Annotated in this window: 1 protein-coding gene; it reads left to right on the forward strand. The window is 62.7% G+C overall.

The genetic code is table 11. From position 1 onward, the window contains the following. A partial coding sequence (locus AOK24_RS50875; RefSeq protein WP_276206846.1) for a ClpX C4-type zinc finger protein occupies positions 1–241 on the forward strand: 241 nt, incomplete at both ends.

Consider the following 241-nt stretch of genomic DNA (forward strand, 5'->3'; position numbering starts at 1 on the left):
CAGAAGCAGGTCAAGAAGCTCATCGCAGGGCCTGGTGTGTACATCTGCGACGAGTGCATCGATCTCTGCAACGAGATCATCGAGGAGGAGCTCGCCGAGACGAGCGAGGTGCGCTGGGAGGAACTCCCCAAGCCCCGCGAGATCTACGAGTTCCTGGAGGGGTACGTCGTCGGCCAGGAGGCCGCGAAGAAGGCCCTCTCGGTAGCGGTGTACAACCACTACAAGCGCGTCCAGGCCGGTG

It is taken from the genome of Streptomyces niveiscabiei (assembly GCF_001419795.1).
Lineage (GTDB): Bacteria > Actinomycetota > Actinomycetes > Streptomycetales > Streptomycetaceae > Streptomyces > Streptomyces niveiscabiei.